This window comes from Curvibacter cyanobacteriorum, from assembly GCF_028649475.1.
Lineage (GTDB): Bacteria > Pseudomonadota > Gammaproteobacteria > Burkholderiales > Burkholderiaceae_C > Curvibacter > Curvibacter cyanobacteriorum.
In genome coordinates, this window is the sequence record NZ_JAQSIP010000001.1 from 750,282 (window position 1) to 772,317 (window position 22,036).

Annotated in this window: 15 protein-coding genes; 7 read left to right on the plus strand and 8 right to left on the minus strand. The window is 70.6% G+C overall.

The window, feature by feature from the left end:
• Window positions 1–15 precede the first annotated feature (15 nt).
• Together PSQ40_RS03220 and PSQ40_RS03225 are read right to left on the minus strand one after the other, a co-directional pair.
• Window positions 16–1,242, minus strand: coding sequence for an efflux RND transporter periplasmic adaptor subunit (locus tag PSQ40_RS03220; RefSeq protein ID WP_273948756.1), 1,227 nt, complete (start codon window positions 1,240–1,242; stop codon window positions 16–18).
• 139 nt (window positions 1,243–1,381) lie between these two features.
• Entirely contained in the window at window positions 1,382–2,248 is an 867-nt protein-coding gene (locus PSQ40_RS03225) for a restriction endonuclease (RefSeq protein WP_273948758.1), read from the minus strand.
• Between the two features lie 299 nt (window positions 2,249–2,547).
• Between PSQ40_RS03225 and PSQ40_RS03230 the strand changes: the two genes are divergently transcribed.
• Entirely contained in the window at window positions 2,548–3,393 is an 846-nt protein-coding gene (locus PSQ40_RS03230) for a hypothetical protein (RefSeq protein ID WP_273948760.1), read from the plus strand.
• A 126-nt stretch (window positions 3,394–3,519) separates the two neighbouring features.
• On the opposite strand, the gene PSQ40_RS03235 is transcribed toward PSQ40_RS03230, so the two are convergent.
• Entirely contained in the window at window positions 3,520–7,005 is a 3,486-nt protein-coding gene (locus tag PSQ40_RS03235; protein ID WP_273948761.1) for an AAA family ATPase, read from the minus strand.
• Entirely contained in the window at window positions 7,002–8,297 is a 1,296-nt protein-coding gene (sbcD, locus tag PSQ40_RS03240; RefSeq protein WP_273948763.1) for an exonuclease subunit SbcD, read from the minus strand. Before sbcD ends, PSQ40_RS03235 begins: the two co-directional genes overlap by 4 nt.
• A gap of 349 nt (window positions 8,298–8,646) precedes the next feature.
• Here sbcD and PSQ40_RS03245 point away from each other — a divergent pair, with 349 nt between their 5' ends.
• Entirely contained in the window at window positions 8,647–9,957 is a 1,311-nt protein-coding gene (locus tag PSQ40_RS03245) for a lactonase family protein (RefSeq protein WP_273948765.1), read from the plus strand.
• Between the two features lie 72 nt (window positions 9,958–10,029).
• Here PSQ40_RS03245 and PSQ40_RS03250 read toward each other — a convergent pair whose 3' ends face one another.
• The 3 genes from PSQ40_RS03250 to PSQ40_RS03260 all read right to left on the minus strand — a co-directional run bounded on the left by PSQ40_RS03250 (window position 10,030) and on the right by PSQ40_RS03260 (window position 13,955).
• Window positions 10,030–11,112, minus strand: a complete 1,083-nt coding sequence (locus PSQ40_RS03250) for a Gfo/Idh/MocA family protein (RefSeq protein WP_273948767.1) — start codon at window positions 11,110–11,112, stop codon at window positions 10,030–10,032.
• A gap of 110 nt (window positions 11,113–11,222) precedes the next feature.
• Window positions 11,223–13,007, minus strand: coding sequence for a dihydroxy-acid dehydratase (gene ilvD / locus PSQ40_RS03255; protein ID WP_273948770.1), 1,785 nt, complete (start codon window positions 13,005–13,007; stop codon window positions 11,223–11,225).
• A gap of 108 nt (window positions 13,008–13,115) precedes the next feature.
• Window positions 13,116–13,955, minus strand: a complete 840-nt coding sequence (locus PSQ40_RS03260; RefSeq protein WP_273948771.1) for a hypothetical protein — start codon at window positions 13,953–13,955, stop codon at window positions 13,116–13,118.
• A 342-nt stretch (window positions 13,956–14,297) separates the two neighbouring features.
• Between PSQ40_RS03260 and PSQ40_RS03265 the strand changes: the two genes are divergently transcribed.
• Window positions 14,298–15,152: a hypothetical protein gene (locus tag PSQ40_RS03265; protein ID WP_273948774.1), complete on the plus strand. Its 855-nt coding sequence runs from the start codon at window positions 14,298–14,300 to the stop codon at window positions 15,150–15,152.
• 27 nt (window positions 15,153–15,179) lie between these two features.
• Here PSQ40_RS03265 and PSQ40_RS03270 read toward each other — a convergent pair whose 3' ends face one another.
• Window positions 15,180–15,977 (minus strand): CPBP family intramembrane glutamic endopeptidase, encoded by a 798-nt coding sequence (locus PSQ40_RS03270; RefSeq protein WP_273948776.1) that lies wholly within the window; start codon window positions 15,975–15,977, stop codon window positions 15,180–15,182.
• Window positions 15,978–16,485: 508 nt separating this feature from the next.
• Between PSQ40_RS03270 and PSQ40_RS03275 the strand changes: the two genes are divergently transcribed.
• Genes PSQ40_RS03275 through PSQ40_RS03290 form a run of 4 tightly spaced genes read left to right on the plus strand, consistent with a single transcriptional unit; the run spans window position 16,486 to window position 21,984 of the window.
• Entirely contained in the window at window positions 16,486–17,262 is a 777-nt protein-coding gene (locus PSQ40_RS03275) for a DUF3348 family protein (RefSeq protein ID WP_273948779.1), read from the plus strand.
• Window positions 17,259–20,294 (plus strand): hypothetical protein, encoded by a 3,036-nt coding sequence (locus PSQ40_RS03280; protein WP_273948781.1) that lies wholly within the window; start codon window positions 17,259–17,261, stop codon window positions 20,292–20,294. The genes PSQ40_RS03275 and PSQ40_RS03280 overlap by 4 nt, the downstream gene beginning before the upstream one ends.
• Window positions 20,291–20,941 (plus strand): OmpA family protein, encoded by a 651-nt coding sequence (locus PSQ40_RS03285; RefSeq protein ID WP_273948783.1) that lies wholly within the window; start codon window positions 20,291–20,293, stop codon window positions 20,939–20,941. Before PSQ40_RS03280 ends, PSQ40_RS03285 begins: the two co-directional genes overlap by 4 nt.
• Window positions 20,938–21,984 (plus strand): DUF2894 domain-containing protein, encoded by a 1,047-nt coding sequence (locus tag PSQ40_RS03290; protein WP_273948785.1) that lies wholly within the window; start codon window positions 20,938–20,940, stop codon window positions 21,982–21,984. Before PSQ40_RS03285 ends, PSQ40_RS03290 begins: the two co-directional genes overlap by 4 nt.
• Window positions 21,985–22,036: the final 52 nt, after the last annotated feature.

Below are 22,036 nucleotides of genomic sequence, written 5' to 3' on the forward strand. Positions count from 1 at the left end.
GGCGCACCGATCCCGTCACAGGCCCGGCGGCGGGCGCATGCCGCCGCCCGGACCGGCCTTGGGGGCGTCGGCGTTGGCCAAGGCCTGGCCCAGCACCACGCGGTCGCCCTCGTTCAGGCCCTCCAGCACTTGGACCATCACGTTGTTGTTGATGCCGACGCGGATGGGCCGCGGCACCACCCGGCCCTCGGCGTCCAGCACCTTGACCTGGTAGCGCCCGTCGGCTTGCCGCGCGCTGAGGGCGCCCACCGGCACGGTCAGCGCCCCCTGGGCCTGGCCACGCACGATGCTGACCATGGCGGTCATCGAGATGCGCAGCTTGTTGTCCGGGTTGGGCACATCGAACAAGCCGTTGTAGTAGATGGCGGTGGCGCTGGTGGTCGAGCTGCTGCTGGACGAACTGCTTGCGCTGGACGTGGTGCTGCTGGTGATGCTGTCGGTGGCCGGCTCGATGGTGCGCAGCGTGGCCTCGTAGCGCCGCTCGGGCTCGCCGAGGATGGTGAAGTACACGCTTTGCCCGGGCTTGACGCTGGTGACGTCGGCCTCGGAGATCGACGCCTTGACCGTCATGGTGTCGACCTTGGCCACGATGATGATGGTCGGGGTCGACTGGTTGGCGTTGACGGTGGTGCCTTCTTCGGTCACCACGGCGACCACCTGGCCGTCGATCGGCGAGGCGATGCGGGTGTAGCCCAGGTTGACCCGGGCGGTGTCAACCACCACCTTGGCCTGCTCGACCTGGGCGCGCAGGGCCTCGACGCTGGCCAGGCTGGTTTTGTAGGTGGCCGCAGCAGCCTCCAGGTCGGCCTGCGAGCTGGCCTCGGAGGCGCGCATCTGCTGCTGCCGTTTCAGGGCCAGATCGGCCTGGTTCAGGGTGGCTTCGGCCGAGCGCATCTGGGCCGCCGCGCTGGCCAGGGCAGCCTCGGCGTTGCGCAGCGTGTTCTGCTGGGTCAGCGAATCAATTTCGGCCACCAGCTGCCCCTTGCTCACCGTGTCCCCCAGCTTGACCTTGAGTGAGCGCACCTGGCCCGAGACCTGGGCCCCGACGCTGACCTGGCGAAACGCCTTCAGGGTGCCATTGGCCAACACCGTGTCTTCGATGTCGGCGCGCCGCACCGGGGCGGTGATGTAGGCGGGTTCGGGCGGGGGGGCAAACAACAGTCTTTGGGCACCGAACAGCACGGCCCCCAGCAAGGCCAACCCCAACACGGGGCGCAGCCAGCGCTTGGCTTCTATGGACATGACTTCCCAACAAAAAAGGCAAAGGCCAGTGTGGCACTGGCCTTTGACCGCCGTGCGGCAGTTTGGTCGCCCCTTTGTAAAGTTGGGCCGGCCCGAGCGCCCGCCCCCCCCCAGGCGCTGCAGCGCGCCCGCCGCCGAATCAGGCCAGCGGCCGGCGACCGGAGCACACCGGAAAGCCCGCACAGCCCCAATAGGGCTCGCCTGCGCGGGGCCCGTCCAGCTCATGGCGGCGCAGCATCGGGCGGCTGCAATGGGGACACTGCGGGCGCGGTGACGGGGTCATGCGCCGCACGCCGGGCAGCACCTGGGTGGGCGGCAGGCGGCGGATGTCCTGGCTGGGCGGCGGCACGCTGACGGCCGGCCCCAAGCGGTTGGCGTCGTAGTCGCGCAGCAGTTGCAGCAGCGTCGGGCCGTCGACCAGGGTGATCGAACGGCCGTTCGCGTAGGACTGCGCCGCCGCACTGAAGGTGCCGGTGCTGAACACCACCCCACCCTCGGCGCCGATGCCCTCGATCACCGAGCGCAGCTCGCGCACCACCTCGACCCCCACGCGCAAGGCGCGCCAATGCTGGGCATGAAACACCTGTTTTTCGCCTTCAAACCACATCACCCACTGGTTGGGCTCGTCGAGGTGGGCGTTGTGCTCATAGCCTTGCACGGTGTAGAGGCGCAGCAGCAGTTGCTCGACCTCGCGGGGCCGCAAGCGCACCAGGGCCTCGGTGTCGGGATCGCGCACCAGGGCCGCCAGGCGGCGCTGGTGGCGCTGCCGGCCCCAAAAGGACAGGGCCGCCAAAGACAGGCCCAACAGGGGCAAGGCCTCCACAAAGGCCCCCACCCAGCCCGCGGCGTGCGCGGTCAACCAGCGTGTGGCCGGCCCCATCGGCGCCAGACTGGCCATCTGCCAGCAGGCCAGCGACAGCAGGGCCAGCAACACCCCCAGCGGCCAAGGCAGGGACGCCGCGCGGTCTGCACAGCGGTTCAACAAGACCAGAGAGGGACTGGACATGGGTCGATCGGGATGGAAGGTGGAGTTGGCGGCGCAGAAGCAGCGCCCCGCGACAGGTCGAATGATACATTTGAATAGATCGGTATGGATATGCCATTTAAGACATTCGACGGCACTTTCCGACCGACGGAAGGCCTTTGTTGTGGCCTCCAGCGTCCTGCCAGCACCGCCCTCCCATCACCCTGTCCGCCTGACCGTCAGCGGCTCAACCGGCCGATCAGATCCATCAGGTCCATCAGGCCCGACTGCTTGCCCGTCACCGCCCCCCCGGCCGCCAGCGGCCCCAACCGAAAGCCAACATGAACCACGCTCGCCTTCTGGTTTTGTCTGCTGCCCTCTGTGTCAGCGCCCACGCCTTTGTGCCCCAAGCCGGGGTCTGGGTGGTCAATGCCGAAAACAACGGGCTGCCCGGCCGAGGTTTGGGCATCGATGTCCAAAACAACATCTTTGCCATGCAGGTCTTTGCCTATGACGCGGATGGTCGACCGGCCTTCTTCACCGCCGTCGGCACCCTGGCCGACCAACGGGTCAGCACCCAGATGCTGCGGCACCAGGGGGGGCCGTCGTTTGGCAGCGGGCCACGCCAGGCCGTGACCGTCGGCTCGGTCGGCACCGTGTCCTTGCGCTTCACCGATGGGCTGAATGGCTTTGTGACCTTCCCGGGCGAGACCGAAAAGGCCATCTCCCGGCTGAACTTCGGTTATGCGGCCAACGCCGCCAACCTCAAGGGCGTCTGGGTCTTGACCAGCTACACCCCGTCGGGCTGGGTGGCGGAGGCGCCGCTGCTGCAGACCACGCTGTCCTCAGGCACCTACGGCAACGGCCTGGTGGCCAGCGCAGACGGTCGCTACGGCTGCGAGAACCAGACCTCCGGCAGCTACGTGGGACAAATCCTGTGCATCAAGCTCAACGCCAGCTACAGCCTCGAGAAAATCTACGCCTACCGCAACAGCGTCAATGAAGGCGAAGGCGACTGGTGGCCGGCCAATGGCGGCACCGGGTACGCGCTGTACGTCAAGCGCCTGACCAGCCCGAGCGGCAACATCAATGGCCTCCTGAGGGCCGAGGACGCGGTCGTCGATCACGCTGTCGCCCCGCTGCAAGCCCAACTCAACGCCCTGGGGGCGGCCCCCCCGCTACGCTGACCACCCACCCCAGGCCCACACCAGGCCCAGCCCAAGCCCACCCCGGAGCCACTACATCGGGGCGCCCACGGCAGGGCCCCGCCAAAGCGCGTGCCCCGCCCACGCGCTGACCCGGCACCGCCGCCCTCAGATGCGCAGCCGCGAGTGCCCGATGCCACTGCCCTTTTCCACCCGGATCTGGGCCGGAATGCGCTCCTTGAGGCCTTCCACGTGGCTGATCACGCCGATCATCTTGCCGCTGGCGTTCAAGGTGTCGAGGGCGTTCAAGGCGATGTCCAGCGTGTCGCCGTCCAGGGTGCCAAAGCCTTCGTCGAGGAACAGCGAATCGATCGAGGTCTTGTGGCTGACCAAGTCCGACAAGGCCAGCGCCAGCGCCAGGCTGACCAAGAAGCTCTCACCGCCCGACAGCGTGCGGGTGTCGCGGGTGACCTCGCCCTGCCAGGCGTCCACGATGTCCAGCTCCAGTTCGCCTGAGCCCTTGCGCCGCAGCAGGTAGCGGCCGTGCAGCCGCTCCAGGTGGCGGTTGGCCAGGTGCAGCAGGTGGTCCAGCGTGAGGCCCTGGGCAAAGCGGCGGAACTTGTCACCGCGCGCCGAGCCGATCAGGCTGTCCAGACGCTGCCAGACGTCGACGTCCGCCGCCTGCTCGGCCAGTTGCGCCCACAGGGCCTGCTGGTTCTGGCGCCGTTGTTCGTCGTTCTGCAGCAGCGCGCGTTGCGCCGCCCAGGACTCGGTCCACGCCTGGCGCTGGGCCGCTTGTTGGGCCACCCGGGCCTCCAGGGTGGCCAGGTCCAAGGCGTCGGGGTTCAGTTGGGGGCCTTGCGCCTGCACCTGCGCCTGCTGGCTTTGTGCCTGCGCCCACAGGGCCTGGGCCTCATGGACCTGGCGCTCGGCCTGGGCCAGTTGGGCCTGCCAAGCGCTGCGCTGCTCCGGCGTCAGGAGAGCGGCCTCGAACGCTGCGTCATCGGCCCAGGGGCTGGCCTGCAAGGCCGCCTGCCAGTCCTGCGCCAGTTGCTGGCCCCGCGCCAGGGCCTGGGACAGGGCTTGCGCCAGTTGGGTGCTCTGCCCCTCCAGGCGGGCCCGTCGCTGGGCCAGCGCGGCCAGGGACACGCCCGCCTCGGCGAGGGCTGCGCCCAGATCGGGAGGTAGGTCGGCGGGCTCGTCGGCGGGTAAATCGGCCTCCCGCCCGGCACCACCGCCCTCCTCGGCGGGGCCCAGCGCCTGCAGGGCAGCCTGCCAATGGGCCAGGGTCTGGCGGGCCGCGTCCAGCACCTGCTGTTGACGCTGCTGCTCGACCGCCAGGGCCTGGCGCCGCTGCTCGGCCGCTTGCCAGTCCTGCCAGTCGCGCTCGCGGGCCGCCAGCCAGGCGGCGGGGTCGGCCGGCCAGTCCAGGCCCAGGGCCTGCAAGGCCTCGCGCCAGCGCTGATCGTCGGCCTCGGCGTCGCGCTGCTGGGCTTGGGCGGCGTGTGCCAGTTCGCTGAATCGGGTTTGCAGCCCTTGGGCACGCTGCTCGGCCAGCTCGCACTGGCTGATCAGCTGCTGCACCGCCTGCTGCGCCGTGTGCTGCGCCTGTTGGGCGACCTGCAGGGCTTGCTCGCCCTCCTCCAGGGCCTGCAGGGCCGCCTGGTCCTGCTGTGCCTGCTGTGCCACCTGAGCCAGCAGCGCGGGCCAGACCAGGGCGTCGGACCAGTCGGGGCAGGCGGTGCCGGAGGCGTCGGCCAAGGCCTGCAGTTCAGGCCCCTCGGGCCAGGCCGCGAGGGCCTGCGCCCAGGCCTCGGCCCCCTGGTCGTGTTGGGTCTGCCACTGGGCCAGGCGGGCCTGGTGGGCGGCCAGCGCGGCGGCGGCGGCCTGCCCTTGCTGCTGGCAATGCTCCAAGGCCTGTTGCAGGGCCTGCAACGCGGTCTCGGTGGCGCTGACGTCAAGGGCCTGGTAGGCGGCCACGGCCGGGTGCTCCAGGGCGCCACACAGCGGGCAGGCCTGCCCCGGCTGCAATTGCAGGCGGTGGGCTTCGAGGCTGTGGATGCGGCGCTCCAGCGCCAACAGTTGCTCCTTGTCGGCGACCCGGGCCTTGGTCTGGGCGTACTGTTGGCGCAGCGCGTCCAGCGCCTGTTGCAGCGGGCCAAGCTCGGACTGCCCCTGGGCCAGCTGGGCATGCAGGGTGTGCTGTTGGGCCTGCCCCTGCCGCAAGGCCTGGGCCTGGCTCGCCAGGGCCTGCCAGCGGTGACCGCGGGCCAGACTGGCCTGGGCGCGCTGACGCCATTGCCCCCCGGTCTGGCCCCCCAAGCGCTGGGCCTGGGCCTGCTGCAGGGTTTGCAGTTGGGCCCCGGCCTGGGCCTGGGCCTGTTCGGCTTGCTGGCGCTGCACGCTCAGCGCCTGAACCTGTTGCTGCGCCGCCAGCCAGGCCTCGTGCGCCTGTTCGCGCTGCAGCGCCTGCTGCGCCAGGGCGCTGGCACGGGCCTCGCGCTGGGCCAGTTGCTGGCGCCAGGCCAACAGGTGCTCGCCCCACTGCGCCTGGCGCGCGTGTTGCTGACGCCAATCGTCCAGTGCCTGCAGGGCCTGTTGCAGCGTGTCCAGCCCGTGCTGGGCCTGTTGTTGTTGGGCCTCGGCCCAGCGCACGGCGCGCCGGTGCCCGGCGTGCTGTCGGACTTGCAAGGCTTGCAGGTCGGCCTGCTGCTGCGCCAGCGCCGCCTGCGCCTCGGCCTGCGCTTGCTGCGCTTGCTGGCGTTCGCGGTACAAGGGCTGCAGGGCCTGCGCCGGGGCGTCCAGCGCCAGGCGCTCGCGCCACGGGGCCAGCGCCTGCCAAGCCTGCTGGGCCTGGTCGTGCTGGGCCTGGGCCGACGCCACCGCGGCCTCGCTGCGCACCAGCGCCAGGCCCCACTGGCGGGCCTGTTCGGTGCTTTGCGACTCGGTCTGCAACTGGGCCAGTTGCGCGGCCAGGTGCTCGATGTCCTGCTGCAGCTGGGCTTGCTGCTCGGGGCTCAGCAGCTCCATGCCTTCGGCCCGGGCCCGCAGCTGGTCGAGCCGCTCACGGGCCAGGCGCGCCTGCTCGAACACCGCCTGCGAGATCTGACCGTAGATGTCGGTGCCGGTCAGCTCCTCCAGCAGCTCGGCCCGCTCATTGGCACTGGCGTTGAGAAATGCCGCAAAGCCGCCCTGGGCCAGCAGCATGGACTTGGTGAAGCGCGCAAAGTCCAAGCCCGTGATGGCCTCGACCTGGCGCAGCTTGTCCTGGGTCTGGGTGCTGAGGATGCGGCCGTCGCCGTGTGCCAGCTCCACCTTGGCCGCCTGCAGCGCGCCGTCCACCTTGTCACGCGCGCGGCGTTGGCTCCAGAAGGCGCGGTAGACCTGGCCCTGCACCTCGAACTCGACCTCGGCCAGGCAGTCCGCGGTGTGGCGGGTCATGATGTCGTTGGCCGAGGCCGAGATGGTCTTGAGCCGGGGCGTCTCGTGGTAGAGGGCCAGGCAGATCGCGTCCAGCAAGGTCGACTTGCCGGCCCCGGTCGGCCCGGTGATGGCGAACAAGCCGTTGTCGCGGAACGGCGGCTGGGTGAAGTCGACCCGCCATTCGCCCTTGAGCGAGTTGAGGTTTTTCAGGCGCAGGCTGAGGATCCTCATGCGGCCCCCTCCTGCAACTGGCTCAGCACCTGCTGGTAGCGCTGGCTCAGGGCCTGCTGCCACTCCGGGCTCTGGGTTTCTTGTTGAAGGCGCCGCGCAAACACCTCCTGTGGGCTGAGTTCGTCCAGGGTTTCGCGCGCCTGGGCGCTGAGCCGGGCGCTGGCGGTACCACGTTCACGGCGCAGGCGCAGCAGTTCGACCGGCAACCCCTCGGTCAGGGCCTGCAGGCGCTGCGGCAGGTCGCTGAGGTAGTCGTCCTCGGTCACCGTGACTTCGAGCCACACGGGGCTGTCTGGTCGCCCCGCCTGGGCGGCTTCGGCCAGCGCGGCCGGCAACTCGCTCAGCGAACCACGCAGCGCCATCAAGGGCTGGAACACCGGCACCGGCAAGGCGGTGACGGCGCGCAGGCCGCGGGCGTCCAGATCGACCAGCAGCACCTCCTTGCGTTGGCGCGCTTCGTCAAAGCTCAGCGCCAACGGCGAGCCGCTGTAGCGGATGTGGTCCAGGCCCCCGACCTTTTGCGGCCGGTGGATGTGGCCCAGCGCGATGTAGTCGGCGGGCGGGAACGCGCGGGTCGGAAACGCCTCCAGCGCCCCGACGTAGATCTCGCGCACCGACTCACTGGCGCTGGCCCCCACGGTGGTCAGGTGCCCGGTGGCGATGATGGGCACGCGCTGACCGGTACGCGCCAACCAGTCGGCCTGCCGCTGCAGGGCCGCCTGATAGACGCGCTCGTAATAGGCCTGGATGGCCTGCTGCAGGTCGGCCTGTTTGTCCTCGGCGCTCTGCCCGGCCTGACTTTGCAGCAGGTCCCGCGCGCGCAGGTAAGGGATGGCGCACACCAGGCAGCCCGGCGCGCCCGTCCCCTGCGGCACAGCGAACAGGTCGGGCGTGGGGTCGTCGCTGACGGCCGGTGCCGCCGACGCGCGTTGCGGCAATTCGACCAAGGCCTCGGCCCCCTCGCCCAGCACCGAAGGCACCACGGTGGCGCCCAGGCAGGCCAGCAGGGACTGGTTCTCGCGCAGCATGGCGACCGAATCGTGGTTGCCGCCCAGCAGCAGCAGCGGCACGCCCGCCTCGTGCAGGCGGACCACGCACTGGCTGTACAGCTCCCGCGCGTAGCTGGGGGGCGTGCCAGTGTCGAACAAGTCGCCGGCCACCAGCACCGCGTCCACCGCGTGGGCTTGCACCTGCTGCAGCAGCCAGTCGATCAAGGCCTGGTGCTCGGCCTGCCGGCTCTTGCCCATGAAATGCTGGCCCAGGTGCCAGTCGGAGGTGTGAAGGATGCGCATCGGCCAGAACGTCGGGTCAGGTGCCCCGCTGGCAGGGCCAGACGCGGGCAAACAAAACCCTATTGTGGCGCCATAAAGCGGGCGGTCAGACCGCTTTGCCGCGTCCGCCCCCCGGGGGCCCAACACCGCCGACCTGGCCCACCAGGGCCGCGCGACGGGCAGCGCCGGAGGGACAACCGCGGGTCGTCGGCGCGCCAGGCCGGGGCGGCCCGGTCCACCTTCAAGCCCCCCCAAACCATTGTTCAAACCATTGCTCAAACCCCTGATCCAGCCCTCGATACAACCCGTCCCAAAGCGGCTCAGGACGCCGTCTCTATACTCGCGCCAAGCCCTTTAAAACAATTTAAAAATGAATATTTCAGACTTGTCAAGCCCCGGTAAACGCTTTGTACCAGGCGTGCTGCTTTTGAGCCTGCTGAGCGCCTGCGGCGGTGGGGGCAGCAGTGGCAGTTACACCATTGGCGGCACCATCAGCGGCCTGAACACCGCAGGGTTGGTGCTGGCCAACGGCACCGACACCAAAAGCGTGGCCTCTGACGCCACCCGTTTTGCCTTCGACACTCCGGCCAGCAGCTATGCCGTCACCGTCAAAAGCCACCCCAACGGCCAGACCTGCGTGGTCAGCCAGGGCAGCGGCACGGCCAGCGCGGACGTCACCAGCGTGCTGGTGAGTTGCCGCGGCTATGTGGCCTATGTCACCAACACCGGCAGCAGCCAACTGGCGAGCTTCAGCGTGGGCCGGGAGGGTGCGCTCAGCGCCCTGAGCGGCGGTGTGCTGAGCACCAGCTACCCGCCCACCGCGCTGGCGCTGAGCCCCGATGGCAGCCGGGCCTTCACGGTGCACCAGGACGACAAGAACATCTCCACCTTCACGTTGTCCAGCACCGGCGCCCCCACCCTGTCGGCGCGCACCGCGGCGGTCAGCGAAAGCCGGGGCCTGGCGGTGGGCAGCAGCGGCAGTGCCTTGTACGTGGCCAACTACACCGACAAGACCCTGTCGCAGTTCGCGGTGGCCAGCAGCGGCAGCCTGTCGGCACTGTCGCCTGCCACGGTGGACACCCAAAGCACGCCCTACGCGGTGGCGCTGAGCCCGAACGGCCAATTCGCCTATGTCGCCAACGCGGGCAGCAACACGCTGACCCCCTACACCGTGGGCAGTGGCGGCGCCCTCACCGCGTTGAGCAGCGGCAGCGTCAGCACCACCGCGGTGGGCAGCAACCCCCTGGCCATGGACATCGGACCCGGCAGCAACACGCTTTATGTGGTGCTGGCCGACAGCGCCAAGGTGGCGCAATTCAACATCGGCAGCACGGGGGCACTGAGCGCCATGAGCCCCGCGAGCGTGGCCACCGGCAACACGCCGCGCGGCATCCGGGTCAGCCCCAACGGCCAATGTGCCTATGTCAGCAACCGCGGTGACGGCACGGTGTCGGCCTATGTGGTGACCAGCAGCGGCTTGACCGCCGCCGCCAGCGGCCCCGTGAGCGCGGGCAGCCTGCCGACCGGTCTGGCGATCAGCCCGGACAGCCTGTACCTGTACGTGACCAACACCGGCTCGGCCAGCCTGAGCCAGTACGCGATCCAGGCGGGCTGCGGCCTGACGGCGCTGGGCAGCGTCAGCAGCGGGGGCCTGGGGCCCACCAGCATCGACGTGCGCTGACCCCGGCGGCGCGCTGCCCCCACCCCGCCGCTGGCCTGGGGCGGCGCCTGCCTGCGCCTGGGCCGGGCTGGATCAGGCCCGCGCCACCTCAGCGACGGTGGCCACGGCCACCGCTTGCCCAAGGCGGGCGCTTTGGCCCAGCGCCTCCAGCGTGGCGGCGTTGTCCAGGCTGGCCTGGGTCAGGCGAGCCAGGGCCACCGGGTCGGTTTGGGCCACGCCGCGCGCAAAGGCCTCGGCCGCGAAGCGGAAGCCACTGCCTGTGGCGTCGTGCAGCTCCTCAAAAGCGATGGTGTTCGCCGTCCCCCGACGCAGCCGCATCTGGCTGGGCAAGAAGCCGGTCTGGGGATCGGGTGCTGGCGCGGTGTGGTTGAGGAACTCGGTCTCCAGCGTGCCCGCGCTGCCCACCAAAGTGGCACGGCGGTGGTTGGCGGTGTCCATGGCACAGGACAACTGGGCCCGGCGCCCGTCGGCGTAATGCAGGGTCGCCATGAGGCTGATGTCCACCCCGCTGCGGGTCCAGCTGGCATCGGCCAGCACCCGCACGGGGGCCTGGCCCATGACCGCCCGGATGAGGCTCAGCGCGTAGCTGCCCGCATCCAGCAAGGCGCCACCGCCCAGCCCGGCTTGCAGGCGAATGTTGCCCGGCACCGGCGGCAGCATGAACCCGAAACAGGCCTGAACGGAGCGCACTTCGCCGATGGCGCCCTCGGCCAGCAAGGCCATCAGGTGCTGGTGCTGCGGCTGAAAGGCGTAGGGATAGGCCTCGACCAATTGCACGCCGTGGGCCTGGGCTGCGGCAAACATCGCCTGGGCCTCGGCCAGGTTCAGGGCCAATGGCTTCTCGCACAGCACATGCTTGCCCGCCTCGGCGGCGCGGATGGCCCAGGCCGCGTGCAGGCTGTTGGGCAGTGGCAGGTAGATGGCGTCCACCTCGGGGTCGGCCAGCAAGGCCTCGTAAGCCGCGTGCCAGCGCCCGATGCCGTGGTGACGGGCAAAGTCGGCGGCTTTGTCGGCCCGGCGGCTGGCCACTGCGACCACACGCACCAAGGGGCTGGGGGCCACGTCACGGCAGAACTTGTGGGCGATGCTGGCGCAGCCCAACACGCCGAGGCGCAGGGGCGTGGGATGAGGCAGGGGTTGGCTGTCAGTGTTCATGGCTTCAGCAAGGGTCACAAGGTTCACAAAGTTCAAAGCCCACGGGACGACCGAAGCCGCGGCCCCGCGGCACAGGCCAGACGCTGCCGGGGCCGCTCAATCGGTGCGGGTCAGCTTTCGTCGCGCAGCCAGACCACGCCCCCCGAGTGGGTGACCGCGCCCTGGTGGCTGGGGCGCACGGTGGCGGCGTACTTTTCGAGCACGCCGCCCAGGGGGCGGCGCCCACGCAGACCGGCCTGGGCCCGCTCGGCGGCGCGCTGGGCCAGGACTTCGTCACTGAGGTCCACGGTGATGCTGCGCACCCCGGCACGGGCGTCGATGTGCACGCGGTCACCGTTGCGCAGCAGCGCAATCGGCCCGCCGTCGGCGGCCTCGGGCCCCGCATAGCCGATGCACAGGCCCCGCGTGGCGCCCGAAAAACGCCCATCGGTGAGCAGGGCCACCTGGTCGCCCATGCCCTGGCCGTAAAGCAAGGCGGTGATGCCCAGCATCTCGCGCATGCCGGGGCTGCCCTTGGGGCCTTCGTTGCGGATCACGATCACGTCGCCGCGCTCGTAGCGCATGGCCTGGACGGCGGCCTGGGCTTCTTCTTCGTTCTCAAACACCCGCGCCGGGCCGCTGTGCACCAGGGTCTTGAGGCCGGCGGTCTTGAGCAGCGCGCCGTCCGGGCACAAATTGCCCTTGAGCACGGCCAAGCCCCCATCGCGGCTCAACGCATCGGCCAGGCGGCGCACCACGCGGCCATCGGGGGCGTTGGCGTCGGCCAATTCTTCCGCCAAGGTGCGGCCGGTGAAGGTCAGCACATCGCCGTGCAGAAAGCCCCCGGCCAACAGTTCGCGCAGGATCACCCCGGCGCCACCGATGTAGTGCACGTCGCGCGCCAGGTAGCGGCCGCCGGGGCGCAAGTCACCGATCAAGGGGGTGCGGGCAAACACCTCGGCCACGTCGTCGAGGTGAAAGCGGATGCCGGCCTCGTGGGCGATGGCGGGGATGTGCAGCGCGGCGTTGGTCGAGCCCCCCGTGGCCGAGACCACGGCGCAAGCGTTCTCCAGGGCCTGGCGCGTCACGATGTCGCGCGGCAGCGGCGCCCCACCCGTCAGCGTGGCGTGCACGGCCGCCATCAGTTGGCGCGCGGCGCGGCGCATCAGCGGCGCGCGTTCGCTGAACACCGCCGGCACCATGCTGGAACCAATGGGGGCCAGCCCCAGGGCCTCGCTGACCATGCCCATGGTGTTGGCGGTGAACTGCCCGGCACAGGCGCCCGCCGACGGCAGGCAGGCCTGGCTGACCTCGGCCAGTTGCTCGGGCGTGGCCTGGCCGGCCAGCACCTGGCCAATGGTTTCGTAGGTGTCGACCACATTGAGGTCGCGCCCGTCGGGCCCAGGCATCTGCCCGGGCAGCGCCGAGCCACCGTGCACAAACACACTGGGCACATTGCAGCGCACCATGCCCATCATCAGGCCCGGCAGGTTCTTGTCGCAGGCGCCCAGGCCAAAGATGCCGTCCCATTGGTGGCCCCGCACCGAGGCCTCGACGCTGTCGGCAATCAGCTCGCGCGACACCAGGGAAAAGCGCATGCCCGAATGCGCCATGGTCAAACCGTCGCTGACCGACACCACCGGGCATTCATGGGGCGTGCCACCGGCCGCATAAATGCCGGTCTTGGCATGCTGGGCCTGTTCGCGCAGGTTGAGGTTGCAGGGGCTCATCTCCCCGCCGGTGTGGAACACCCCGATGTGCGGGCGTTCAATGTCCTCGTCATCCTGGCCCAGCGCGTACAGAAAACTGCGCGTGGTGGCCCGGATGGTGCCTTCGTACAGCGTGGCCGAACGGTGTTTAAGGGGGGCTGGGGGCGCCGTCTGCTCTGGACGGTCTGATTCAGGCGTGTCGCTCATGGTGTCTCCGTGGGCGCGACCCGCCACGCGCCGGCCCTGCACCGGTGCCGCAGTGCGAGCCGCTGCGCGGCACTTTAGCACCGTGCTCCCAACCGTGCAGCGGGCTGGTCAAACCTGGCGCAGCAGGGCCTTGGCCGCCTCGAGGCGCCAGGCCAGGTCCAGCTCGGGGTGGTTCATGACCGACCGCAAAAAGGCCCGCGGATCGTCGGTGGGCGGCAGATCGACCCGCAGCGGCGGTGCAGACTCGGTCGGCGCCGGGTGCGCTGGCGGCGCCGCCCCCGCGCGGGGCCCGGCCCCCCCAGCAGCAGAAGCGCCCGAGGCCCCCGCCGCGCCGGCATCGCCCGCTGGCGAGCCCGAAGCAGGTGTGGCAAACTCGGCCGCGCGCCGCACATCGGCCTGCAACTCGGCCAGCGCGCGCTCGAAATCGGCCGGTTTGATCAGCGCCAGGCGGGCCAGCTGGTCGGCCTGGGCCTCGATGCCGGGTGGCAGGTCCAACCACGGTTCGTCGCCAAACACGGCTGCCAGGTCGGGCGCCACAAAGGCCGACCAGAGCCCGCCAGCCGCCTGTTCGCGCGGCAGTTCGGGCAGCGGCTCCGGGGCCTGGCCCGCGGGGCGCGGCCAGCGGGTCAGGCGCTGCGGGCGCCGTTGCACGATGTCGCTCAGGTACCGGTGGCACAGGGCGTCGAGGAAGGCCTGGGCCTGGGCCGGTGTCACCGGCTCAGCCAGCGCAAACCACAGCTGGTAGGCGTCGACGCCATTGACAGCGATCGCGGGCGCCGGCAGCGCCAGATCGGCTTGCACACCCAGCCAGACCGCCGACAGCGCGCTCCAATCGGCCGGACGCGCCAGTTCAAGCACCAGGGCCCGTGGCGGCTCGTTCGGGTCGGGCACAGCGGGCTGCGGCGGGATCGCGTAGAGGCGTTGCAGTTCGGTTTGCAGTCGGTTCATGGCTTGGCAGGTCGGTCTCAAAACAAATCAGCGCGGTCCGGTCCGGGCGCCCTCACAGCCCCGGGCCGGCCCGGCTCAGCGCTGGACTCTAACCCAGCACCGTCCCGCCGCGCAGTGCCCGCCGCCCTGGGCCCGGCGAGGGCCCCGACGCAGGCGGAGGACCGGACGAATGAGCAGATGAATGAGCAGACGAATGACGAGGGGAAAAGCGGAGCAAATGGCGCAGCAAATGGCGCAGCAAATGGCAGAGCGATTGGCAGAGCGTTTGGCGCAGGGTTTGGTCAGCCCTTTCACCGCGCGCGGCGCGGTAAAGTGCGCCGGTCACACATTCAATGCTGCCCCATGTCGATTGCCTACTTGCGCCTGGCCACGGCCACCTTCCTCTGTTCGCTCGTGCTGAGCGCCTGCACGTCACTGCAGCCCAGCGTGCCGCTGTCGGGTCATGACCTGGCGCAGGGCCTGAGTGTCAGCCGCTCCCTGCCGGAGGCCCTGCCCGACAAAGCCAAGCCGGTGCCGCACACCCAATTTGTCCTGCTGCCCGAGGACAGCGCCGTGGGGCTGTTGATGCCCGTGCCGTTTGTCGCGGAGGCCATCACCTCGGCCGTCAACCGCTACGCTGCCGAGGCCCTGGAAGAGCGCCTGGCGGCCGTGGACCCCTACCGCATCACACTGCAGACCCTGCAGGACCGGCCCTACTGGCGGGCCCAGGGCGGCTACCTGAGCCTGCAGCCCTTTGTCACGCTGCAAGAATGCAGCGACGGCCAGTACCGCCTGACCCTGATCTACCACCTCAGTGGCCCCGGCTGGGTGGGCCGTTACCTGTACCACGTCCCCCAGCCGTATGCGCCGGAGCAGGTCAAGGCGCCGAGCCCGGGGGTGCTGCAGGCGGTGCGGGCCGACCTGCTGACGGGCGCGGCCACCCTGACCCAGCTGATCGAGCGCGGCAGCCGGGGCGAACTCAGGTCCCGTGGCCAGGACGTGCAGATCGGCAGCCTGCACCTGGTGGGCGGCAAGCCTTCCGGCCTGGTGCCGGCCAGCCTGGTCTACGTCCACCACGCCGATCTGATCGAGGAGAACGGGCAGCAGGTGCTGGTGCGCATCGCAGGCGACATGACCCAGGCCACCAGTGCCGGTGGCCTGTTCTTTGGTGTGCATGTGCTGCCCAAGGACCAGCTGCACACCTTCAAGAAACTCTGACATCAGGGACGCCGGGGCGCCCCCGGATCACACCCCGCTGCGGCGCGCGCGCAGGCTGAACCACAGCAAGGTCGCCAAGGCCCCCGTGGCCAGCACGCCACTGAGTGTGGCACCGGCCCAGGCCCAGGGGCCCGCTGGGGGCGTGGCGGCCCCGGTGCGCAGCAGCGCGAAGGTGGAAAAATCCCAGCCCCAGTGCATCAGCACCGGCAGCGCCAGCCCCCCGGACAAACGCCGGGCCAGGTAGAAGACCGCGCCCATCAGGGTCGCCACCGCCACCTGCACGCCGGTCAGCGCCAGGTCCTGACCCGAGGCGGCATTGGGCAGGTGGTACAGACCAAAGGCGATGGCGCTGACCCAGAGGGCGCGGGTTTCGAGCCAGGGGCGCCAGGCCCGCCCGCCCAGCGCGCCCCACACCACCAGGCCCCGGAACAGGAGCTCTTCGCTGAGCCCGACCAGGGCCGTGGCCAGCAACAAGGTGGCCACCTCGCTGGCCGGCAGCGCCGACCACGCCACCGACAGCAGGCGCTGGCCACACACCGCCCCCCACACCCCGGGCAGCAGCCAGAACACCCTGGGCAGCGCCGGCGCCGGTCCGACCTGCGCCAGGCCCGGCCACCAACCCGCCCAGCGCGTGACCCCCAGCAGCCACAACAAGGTCAGTGCCTCCAGTGGCACCACCACCTGCCACAGCGCGTCGCTGGACCGCCCCAGATCGGGGTAGCCCACACCGCTCAGCGCACACAGCAGCGGCATCAAGGCCGCCGGGGGCAAGACCATGCACAGGGCCAGGCTCAGTCGGGGGGTGCAACGCGGGGAATTGATCATGGACGAGAAAAGAAAACAGAAAAAAGCGCTCAAACAGTGAGAAAACACCGCTGCCGACCTCGCGCCGGCGGGCCCGCTGGCGGCAACGGCTGGCAGCCCAGGCACCCGGGCGATAATAGAAGGCTTGCCATCTGGCAGGGAGGAAGCGGGCCCACACCGGCCGACCAGGGGCTTGACCCAGCGCAAGGCGCCACCAAATAGCGCCCAGCCCCCCGGGTTTTGAGGGGCATGGGCGGCCCACCGCCAGCAGGTCAGCCCCCGAATGGAAGGGAGCTCACCCGCGGGGAGGCCGCGGGCCCGCCGGCAGCGGTCAGCCCTTCTAACGGCGCCCCGCCAGCACGGGGGCCCCGTGCCCCCCTCTGCCCGGCAAGACCGGATCACGGCCCCGAGGCACCGCCAAATGGCCGGATCCCGAGGCGGGCCGCACCGGTCAACCTCAAGCACCGTGGGCCCCGGCCTCCGAGACGACAAACATGGGCCTGCCCCCGGGGCAGGCGAAGGAATGGTTTTGCCAAGCAGTTTCAGCAGTTCGCGCCTGGTTCGCCTGCTCAGCAGTTGGGCCCACCAAGCGGTGGGTCCCGCCGAGCACGACCTGGTGCAGCGCCTGAGCCCTTGGCTGGGGGTGTTTGACGCGGTCAACCTGCACGCCGCCCACCAGACCCTGAAGGCGAGCAGCCAGGACCCCGGCACCGCGCCCACCGAGGCCAGCGCCGCGGCCCTGGCCCAGGCGCTGGACCGCCTGCAGCAAACCCTGGTGCAGGCCATCCACGAGCGCACCAGCCCGGCCCCCGCGCCCAAGCCCGCGCGGCTGAGCCGGTTCCAAAGCACGGCCCGGCCTCAGGCCGAGGAGCCCGAACTCAGCTGGCCCGTGTTCAAGCAACGCTACCAGGCCTTGCAGCACCTGATGGACACCCGCATCGGGGCCTTGCGGGGCCAGGTGCGCCAAAGCCTGTTCGCCGCCACCCCGGTGTTGCGCCAGCTCGCCACCCTGGACGTGGCGCTGGGGGCCACGCTGGACGCGCGGGCCGAAAAGCTGCTGCCCAAGGTGCCGTCGCTGCTGGAAAAGCGCTTTGAGCAACTGCGGCTGGCCCAGGCCAGCGCCCCCGACACCCCGGCTGACGGGCCCGACGCGGTGTCGGCCCTGCTGGCCGCCCCGGCCCCGCCCTGGCAGGCCGGCTTTCGCCAAGACATGCAGGACCTGCTGCTGGCCGAGTTGGAGGTGCGCCTCCAGCCCCTGCAGGGCCTGATTGAAGCATTCAAGAACGAGGTCAAGTCGACGCCATGAACCACAGGATTGTTTTCGCCGTGCTGTTTGCCACCGGTCTGCTGACCCTGGCCTGGGTGGGCGCTGGCTTTTGGGATTCCAACACCCTGGCCCTGGCCATCACCGCCCTGATCACCCTGGTGTACGGCTTCGGGGCGCTGGAGCTGCACCGCTACAACCAGGGCACCGAGGCTCTGCGCGCGGGCCTGCAGGCCCTGCTGCCAGCAGCCGGGGACACGTCCCCCGCGCTGGACGACTGGCTGAACCGCCTGCCCGCGCCCCTGCGCCCGACCCTGCGCCAGCGCGTGGAGGGCGAACGGGCCGCCCTGCCCGGCCCGGCGCTCACCCCCTACCTGGTGGGCCTGCTGGTCATGTTGGGCATGCTGGGCACCTTTTTGGGCATGGTGGTGACCTTCAAGGGCGCCTTGTTCGCCCTGCAGGGCTCGACCGACCTGCTGGCCATGCGCGACGCCCTGGCCGCCCCCATCCAGGGCCTGGGCCTGTCGTTTGGCACCTCGATCGCCGGGGTGGCCAGTTCGGCGGTGCTGGGCTTGCTGTCGGCCCTGAGCCGGCGCGAGCGCCAGGCCGTGCTGCGCCCCCTGGACGCCCAGATCAGCCAGAGCTTCCGCCCCCTGAGCCTGGCCCACCAACGCCAGGAAACCCTGCGCGTGCTGCAGGTGCAGGCCACCGTGCTGCCGGCCGCGGTGGACGGCCTGCAGGCGCTGATGGCCCAGGTGCAAAGCAGCAGCGAAGCCCTGAGCCAGCGCCTGCTGGACCAACAGAGCGCCTTCCACCGGCAAGCCAGCGAGGCCTACACCGAGCTGGCCCGCAGCGTGGGCGTGGCGCTCAAGGACAGCCTGTCGGAAAGCGCCCGCCTGGCCGGCGACAGCCTCCAGCCCGTGGTCACGGCGGCCATGGCCGAGGTCGTCAACTCCTCGCGTGAACTGCAAACCCGCCTCGGTGACACCGCCCAGGCCCAACTCGACGGCCTGCGCCAGACCCTGGGCCAGAGCGCCGAGCAACTCCAGCAAGGCTTCACCCAGGCCCTGAGCCAGCAAAGCACGCACGGCGAACGCCTGCTGGGCCAGTGGGAGCAGCAGATGAACCAGTTCAGCCACGCCCTGGCCCAGCGCGCCGAGCAACTGCTGCGCGACGTGCAAGAGCAGGCCCGTCAAGCCCAGGCCGACTGGGCCGAGCGCGACCAGGCCCGCCTGGCCGAATGGACCGGTGTGCTGCAAGGCCAGGCCCGCGAAGCCCAGGCCACCCAGCAGGCGCGCGACGCCCAGGTCGAGGCCCAGCACCAGGCGCTGCACCAGGGCTTGCAGGCGACCACCGAGACCCTGCGCCAAGGCCTGCAGCAGACCGTGGCCGAGGTCAGTCAACAAAGCCGCGAGCAGGCCAGCCAAACCCTGGCGGCCCTGCAACAGCTGAGCCAACAGGCCGAGGCCCAGGCCCAGGGCCGCCGCGAAGCCGAGGCCCAGTGGGCCCAGCAGCAGGCGGCCCACCTGGAGCAGATGGCCCAGTTGTGGCGCCAGGAGTTCAGCGCGCTGCGTGCCGAAGAAGCCGAGCGCCAACAGGCCGCTCTGGCCCAACTGGGCGCCTTGCAGCACAGCGTCAGTGCCCAGCTGCAGGCGACGGTCGACCAGGTCAGCCGCCAAAGCCAGACCGAGGCCGCCAAAACCCTGGCGGCGCTGCAGCAGCTCAGCAGCCAGGCCGACACCCAGGCCCGCAGCCGCCTCGAAGCCGAGGCCCAGTGGGCCCAGCAACAAGCGGCCCACCTCGAGCAGATGGCCCAGCTGTGGCGCCAGGAGTTCAGTGCGCTGCGCGCCGAAGAAGCCGAGCGCCAACAGGCAGCGCTGGCCCAGCTGGGGGCCGTCCAGCAGGCGGTCAGCGAGCAGCTGCAAAGCAGCGCCGCCGAGGTCAGTGCCCAAAGCCGCCAGGACGCCGAGCACACCCTGGCCGCGCTGCAACAACTGCGCCGCGAAGCCGAGGCTCAGGCCCTGAGCCGCCGCGAGGCCGAGGCGCAATGGGCGCAACAGCAAGGCGCCCACCTCGAGCAGATGGTCCAGCTGTGGCGCCAAGAATTCAGCACCCTGCGCGCCGAAGAAGCCGGCCGCCACCAACAGGCCGTGGCCGAGCTCAGCCAGCTGCAACGCGCGGTCAGCCACCAGCTGCAGCTCACCGCGCGCGAGATCAGCCAGCACAGCGTGGCCCAGGCCGAGCGCACCCTGACCGCGTGGCAGCAGCTCCTGCAGCAGTCCGAAGCCCTGAGCACCGCCCGCCAGGGCGCCGAAGCCCAATGGGCCGAGCAGCACCGCCAACACCTCGGTGAGATGGCCGACCTCTGGCGCACCGAGATGGCGCAGTTGCGCCGCGACGAAGACCAACGGGGCCAGGCCGCAGTGGCCCGCCTGGGCGCGCTTGAAGCCGCGGTGGCCCAGCAGCTCGGCACCCTGGGTCAGGCCCTGGAAACCCCCATGAGCCGCCTGATGCAGACCGCTGCCGAGGTGCCGCAAGCCGCCGCCGAGCTGCTGATGCAGCTGCGCGAGCAGGTCAGCCAGCTGAGCCAGCGCGACCAGCAGACCCTCAGCGAACGGGTGGCCCTGATGGACCGCCTGGGCGCCCTGCTGCAGGCCCTGGAGCAGAGCGCCGGCGAGCACAGCCAAGCCGTCGGGGCCCTGGGCAGCCAGGCCCTGGCCTTGCTGGAACAGGCCAGCGCCCGCGTCGCCGACAGCCTGGGTGTGCAAGCCCAGCGCGCCGAGATGTTGTCCGCCGACCTCAGCAGCAGCGCGATCGAACTCGCCACGCTGGGGGGCGCCTTCCAGCACGGGGTGCAGCTGTTCAGCGAGAGCAACACGCAACTGATCGACACGCTGCAGCGCATCGAAACCACGCTGGCCCAGTCCAGCAGCCGCAGCGACGAGCAGCTGGCCTACTACGTGGCCCAGGCGCGTGAGGTGATCGACCTCAGCATCGCGGCGCAGCGTGGCATTGTGGAAGACCTGCGTCAGTTGCCGGCCCGCCAGGCGCTGACCGAAGGAAGCGCCGGATGAGCCAGCTCGAAGAACGCGATGACAGCCCGGAGCCCGGCGCCCCGGTCTGGGCCGTGTTTGGCGACCTGATGTCCGGCTTGCTGGGCGCCTTTGTGCTGATCCTGATGGGCGTGCTGCTGGTGCAGATCGACCTGACCACCAGCCTGCAAGCCGAGGTGGAAAAGCGCAAGGTCGAAGAGACCCGCCGCATGGCGCTCGAGAAAGCGTTGGCCATCCCGCTGCAAAGCGGCCGTGTGACCCTCAACAACGGGCGCATCGGCATCAGTGGCAGCGTGCTGTTCCCCCTCAACTCGGACCAGCTGCGCCCCGAAGGCCGCCAACTGCTCAAGACCCTGGTGCAGCCGCTGCGCGTGTACCTCGGTGAGCGCGATGAGATGCTGATGGTCAGCGGCTTCACCGATGACAGCCCGATCCAGGACGGCAACCGCCGCTTCAGCGACAACCTCGAGCTGTCCGCCCAGCGCGCGCTGACCGTCACGCGCGCGCTGATCGACGAAGGCATGCCCTCGTCGCTGCTGTTCGCGGCCGCTTTCGGGGCCGAACAGCCCGTGGCCGCCAACACCGACGAGCGCGGCCGCAGCCTGAACCGCCGCGTCGAAATGGCCCCGGTGCCCAAGGCCAGCCCCCCGCCGAGCCCACGCCCATGACCGTGCCTGAGACCGCGCCCGTGACCGTGCCCCCCACCCTGACCACGCCCGCCTGGCCCTCGTCCGAGCCCGAGCCCTCCGCTGGGGGCGTCGATGCGCCCTCGCCCTCCGAGGCCCGCGTGCCCACTGAGCGCACTGAGCCCACTTCGCTAGCTTCGCCCGATGGGGAGCCGACCAGCGCCGCCCCACGGCCGCCGACCGGGACCGGGCCAGACGGGACACCAGCACCTGAAATGCCTGACACGCCGGCCCCCGCCGCGACGCCTGCCCCCGCCGAAGCCCGACCCGGGGCGCGGGGCGCGGACGCCGCGCTTCTGGCCCTGGCGGCCTTGCAGGCCCGGGGCGCCGATCGGCTGCAGCCGCTGCCCTTCAAGGCCCTGCAGCTGCTGGCCGAGCGGCTTGCCTGCGTGCCGGCGCACCGCGCACAAGGCCTGCAGGCGCGCCTGGAGCAAGGTCTGCAAGCCCTGCACACGGCGCTGAACGAGCGCGAAGCCGAGGCACGACGCCGCATCGACGCCCTCGCCCCCCAGGCCCCGGAGGCGGCGGGTGAGCTGGCGCGACGGCTGGCCGCGCACGACTGGGCCGGCCTGCGCCGCGCCGCAGGCGGGGCGCCTCCGCCCCCCCCCCAGCCGGGCGTGCTGGCCGAGCTGACGGCCTACCTCGAACAGGCCAGTGCCCGCGTGCCCACCGAAGGGGAGGTGCGGCTGCGCGGTGGCGTGCCCGAACTCAAGAGCGCGGCCCGCTTCCGGCCGGGCTGGACCCGCCTGCGCGCCGAACAGCGCGTGCGCCAGGCACTGACCCAGGCGCCCGACCAGGCCGGGCCCTTCAACTCCCAGATGCTGTTGCTGCGCTCGCTGGAGTTGCTGCGCAAGCTCTCGCCAGCCTACCTCGAACACCTGGTGGCCCAGGTCGACAGCCTTTTGTGGCTGGAACAGGCGCAGATCAAGGCGCCGCGCAGCAGCAAGGCCCCCAAAACCCCGACCAAAGCCACCGGCAAAGCCCCGGCAGCGGCGGTCAAAACGCCGCGCCGCAAGGCGAGTTGACCCATCCATCCCCTTGCCCGGACCGCGCACACCTGAAACCGTGTGATGATCC

Coding starts and splice junctions, on each gene's coding strand:
- PSQ40_RS03220 (WP_273948756.1), bottom strand. CDS start 1,242: ATGTCCATAGAAGCCAAGCGCTGGCTGCGCCCCGTGTTGGGGTTGGCC.
- PSQ40_RS03225 (WP_273948758.1), bottom strand. CDS start 2,248: ATGTCCAGTCCCTCTCTGGTCTTGTTGAACCGCTGTGCAGACCGCGCG.
- PSQ40_RS03230 (WP_273948760.1), top strand. CDS start 2,548: ATGAACCACGCTCGCCTTCTGGTTTTGTCTGCTGCCCTCTGTGTCAGC.
- PSQ40_RS03235 (WP_273948761.1), bottom strand. CDS start 7,005: ATGAGGATCCTCAGCCTGCGCCTGAAAAACCTCAACTCGCTCAAGGGC.
- sbcD (WP_273948763.1), bottom strand. CDS start 8,297: ATGCGCATCCTTCACACCTCCGACTGGCACCTGGGCCAGCATTTCATG.
- PSQ40_RS03245 (WP_273948765.1), top strand. CDS start 8,647: ATGAATATTTCAGACTTGTCAAGCCCCGGTAAACGCTTTGTACCAGGC.
- PSQ40_RS03250 (WP_273948767.1), bottom strand. CDS start 11,112: ATGAACACTGACAGCCAACCCCTGCCTCATCCCACGCCCCTGCGCCTC.
- ilvD (WP_273948770.1), bottom strand. CDS start 13,007: ATGAGCGACACGCCTGAATCAGACCGTCCAGAGCAGACGGCGCCCCCA.
- PSQ40_RS03260 (WP_273948771.1), bottom strand. CDS start 13,955: ATGAACCGACTGCAAACCGAACTGCAACGCCTCTACGCGATCCCGCCG.
- PSQ40_RS03265 (WP_273948774.1), top strand. CDS start 14,298: ATGTCGATTGCCTACTTGCGCCTGGCCACGGCCACCTTCCTCTGTTCG.
- PSQ40_RS03270 (WP_273948776.1), bottom strand. CDS start 15,977: ATGATCAATTCCCCGCGTTGCACCCCCCGACTGAGCCTGGCCCTGTGC.
- PSQ40_RS03280 (WP_273948781.1), top strand. CDS start 17,259: ATGAACCACAGGATTGTTTTCGCCGTGCTGTTTGCCACCGGTCTGCTG.
- PSQ40_RS03285 (WP_273948783.1), top strand. CDS start 20,291: ATGAGCCAGCTCGAAGAACGCGATGACAGCCCGGAGCCCGGCGCCCCG.
- PSQ40_RS03290 (WP_273948785.1), top strand. CDS start 20,938: ATGACCGTGCCTGAGACCGCGCCCGTGACCGTGCCCCCCACCCTGACC.